Below are 3,307 nucleotides of genomic sequence, written 5' to 3'. Positions count from 1 at the left end.
GTTTTAAAAGTACCCGCCACTTGCTCAGGCTTTTCATGCCTGCTACGATATATTTCATGAACTACGCTTCCTACTACTTTTACTTTTTTGGATTTCCGAAGCCGCTGGCGGAGGAAAGGAAGCGTCGTATCTAACGAATTCCTGCCCCAAAAAAGCCGCCAGCGTCCTGGCGGCTTTTTTTGTGCCTGGACGATGGAGCAAGGGGCAAGCACCGACTTACATGCCAAACAGACATCATTGAAATCCAGGAGAGGACCGTGTCGCACAACACCGACGACTTGCGCATTCGAGAAATCAAAGAGCTTGCTCCGCCTTCGCATTTGATGCGCGAGTTTCCTTGCACCGCCGAGGTTTCCGACACGGTTTACAACGCCCGGCAAGCCGTACACCGCATTCTGCACGGCATGGACGATAGGCTGGTCGTGGTAATCGGGCCCTGCTCGATCCACGACACCGAAGCCGCATTGGAATACGCGTCGCGCCTGAAGGCCGAGCGCGACCGCTTCGCCGGCGAGCTGGAAATCATCATGCGGGTGTACTTCGAAAAGCCGCGTACCACCGTGGGGTGGAAAGGGTTGATCAACGATCCTGACCTCGACGGCAGCTTCAACATCAACAAGGGCTTGCGCATCGCCCGCCAACTCTTGCTGGAGATCAACGCCCGCGGCGTGCCTGCGGGGTGTGAATATCTGGACATGATCACGCCCCAATACATCGCCGATCTCGTTTCCTGGGGAGCCATCGGCGCCCGCACCACCGAGAGCCAGGTGCACCGCGAACTTGCCTCCGGGCTGTCGTGCCCCGTGGGCTTCAAGAACGGCACCGACGGCAATGTCCGCATCGCGGTCGACGCGATCAAGGCTGCTTCTCAGCCTCACCACTTCCTGTCCGTCACGAAGGGTGGCGTCTCGGCCATCGTCTCGACCAACGGCAATGAAGATTGCCACGTCATCTTGCGCGGCGGCAAGACGCCCAACTACGATGCCGCGAGCGTGGAGGCGGCGGCCCAGGAAATGGCCAAGGCCGGGCTGGCGCAGCGCGTGATGATCGACGCGAGCCACGCCAACAGCATGAAAAAGCCGGAGAACCAGCCCCAGGTGGTCGACAACGTGGCAAGCCAGGTCGAGGCGGGCGATAGCCGCATCATCGGCGTGATGGTGGAAAGTCACCTGGTGGCCGGCCGGCAGGACCTCGTTCCCGGCAAACCGCTGGTATATGGTCAAAGCATTACCGACGGCTGCATCGATTGGGAGACTTCAGTGCGCGTGCTTGAGCGCCTGGCCCAGGCAGTGCAGGCTCGCCGTCTGGTAGCGACCACCAGCGGCAAGTAAGGCTTGCAGGCCGGGGCGGCGAAGGCCGCCCCGCGCTAGTTGCCGCCGGTCCTCCCAGGGCGCCAAAGCACTTCCGGGGCGCCTGCGTCCTGGTTGATGCGCCGGGCGAGCACGAACAAGAGATCGGACAGCCGGTTCAGGTATTGACGTATCGCCGGTTGGACGGGTTCCGACCGGTCGAGCGCGACGACGCTCCGTTCGGCGCGGCGGCATATGGTGCGCGCCACATGGGCAAGTGCACCAGCCCGGCTGCCACCGGGCAACACGAACTCTTTCAGCGGTTCGAGGCGCGCGTTGTAATCAGAAAGCAGCCGGTCCAGGTGCGCGACGCGCTCCGGCCGCAGCAGCGCTTGTCCCGGCATGCTCAGTTCGCCCCCCAGGTCGAACAGGTCGTGCTGGATGTCGAGCACGTCGGCGGCAACGCCTGGCGGCAGCGCTTCCGTCGCCAGCAAACCCAACGCGCTATTGAGCTCGTCCACGTCACCGATGGCCGCGATGCGCGGGGAGTCTTTGGGGACGCGCGTGCCGGTCGCCAGTCCTGTGGTGCCGTCGTCGCCCGTCCGCGTGGCGATGACGCTCAATCGATGTCCCATGCATGCTCCGTGTATCGGTTTCGACGCGCCGCGCATGCGGCGGCGTTCCCGGTAGGCATTGTAGTCAGTGCCGGCCAAGGTTTCTGTCTCCAGCCGGCGCGCCAGAGCGGACAGGGCGAAGGCGGCTGGGCGTAGAATCGGGGGATTCCCTTGTTGAACCGCAATGTCATGAACGCCCCCGCTTCAGCTACCTCGTTGCGCCGCCCCGTGCCGCAGGCCTGCCTCGATGCGCTTGCCGCCCACTTCGGTGAGCGCCTTTCGCTGAACCCGTCCGTGCGCGAGCACCACGGTCGGGACGAATCCCCGTTTCCGGCCGTGCCGCCGGATGCCGTCGTGTTCGCGGAGAGCACCGAGGACGTCGTCGCGGCCGTGACTGCCTGCGCGGCGCACCAGGTGCCGATCATCGCCTACGGCTCGGGATCCTCCCTCGAGGGGCACCTGCTTCCCGTGCAGGGCGGCATTACGCTCGATCTGTCGCGCATGAACCGGGTGCTGTCCGTGCAGCCCGACGATTTGACGGCCACCGTGCAAGCCGGCGTGACCCGCAAGCAGCTCAACAACGAGATTCGCGACACGGGCTTGTTTTTTCCCATCGATCCCGGTGCCGATGCATCGTTCGGCGGCATGGCCGCCACGCGCGCTTCCGGCACCAACGCCGTCCGCTACGGCACGATGCGCGAGAATATCCTGTCGCTGACCGTGGTGACGGCCCAGGGCAAGGTCGTACGCACCGCGCGCAGGGCGAAGAAGTCTTCCGCTGGATACGACCTGACCCGCCTGTTCATCGGCAGCGAAGGGACGCTGGGGATCATTACCGAGGTGACGGTGCGCCTTTATCCGATTCCCGAAGCGATCTCGGCGGCCGTCTGCAATTTTCCCAGCGTGGACGCCGCCGTCGCGGCCGTCATCCAAACCATCCAGATGGGCGTCCCGGTGGCCAGGGTGGAGTTGCTGGATACGGCGACCGTGCGTGCGCTTAACCTCTACAGCAAGCTCTCCTTGCGCGAGACCCCTTTGCTGCTGTTCGAGTTCCACGGCAGTCCCTCGGGAGTGGAAGAACAGGCGACGATGGTGCAGGAGATTGCCAGGGAGCATGGTGGCATGGACTTCGAGTGGGCCGTGCATCCTGAAGACCGGAACCGCCTTTGGGCAGCGCGGCACAACGCCTATTTCGCGACACTGCAATTGCGGCCGGGCGCCCGGGCTTCCAGCACCGACGTGTGCGTGCCCATATCGCGGCTCGCCGATTGCATCCGCGAAACCAACGAGGACCTTGCCAAAGCCAGGGAACCTCTGCACTACCCCGCCCACTCGTTCGTGGCGACGAGTTCAGGGTCAATATCGTTTCGTAGGATGGGATCGAAACAGATGCTGAACGGTTCT

Annotated in this window: 3 protein-coding genes; 2 read left to right on the top strand and 1 reads right to left on the bottom strand. The window is 63.6% G+C overall.

Annotated features, from left to right (window positions below; all coding sequences use genetic code 11):
* Positions 1-257: 257 nt before the first annotated feature.
* Positions 258-1,331, top strand: a complete 1,074-nt coding sequence (gene aroG / locus IRZ12_RS16700; RefSeq protein ID WP_296470936.1) for a 3-deoxy-7-phosphoheptulonate synthase AroG — start codon at positions 258-260, stop codon at positions 1,329-1,331.
* A 35-nt stretch (positions 1,332-1,366) separates the two neighbouring features.
* On the opposite strand, the gene IRZ12_RS16695 is transcribed toward aroG, so the two are convergent.
* Complete coding sequence (locus IRZ12_RS16695) at positions 1,367-1,924, bottom strand: cob(I)yrinic acid a,c-diamide adenosyltransferase (protein WP_296470933.1); 558 nt, start codon at positions 1,922-1,924, stop codon at positions 1,367-1,369.
* A gap of 168 nt (positions 1,925-2,092) precedes the next feature.
* Between IRZ12_RS16695 and IRZ12_RS16690 the strand changes: the two genes are divergently transcribed.
* A partial coding sequence (locus tag IRZ12_RS16690) for an FAD-binding protein (protein WP_296470940.1) occupies positions 2,093-3,307 on the top strand: 1,215 nt, incomplete at its 3' end.

Origin of the sequence: Pigmentiphaga sp. (assembly GCF_019689535.1) — a bacterium.
Taxonomy (GTDB): Bacteria; Pseudomonadota; Gammaproteobacteria; order Burkholderiales; family Burkholderiaceae_B; genus Pigmentiphaga.
This window is presented reverse-complemented; position numbering and strand designations above follow the sequence as displayed.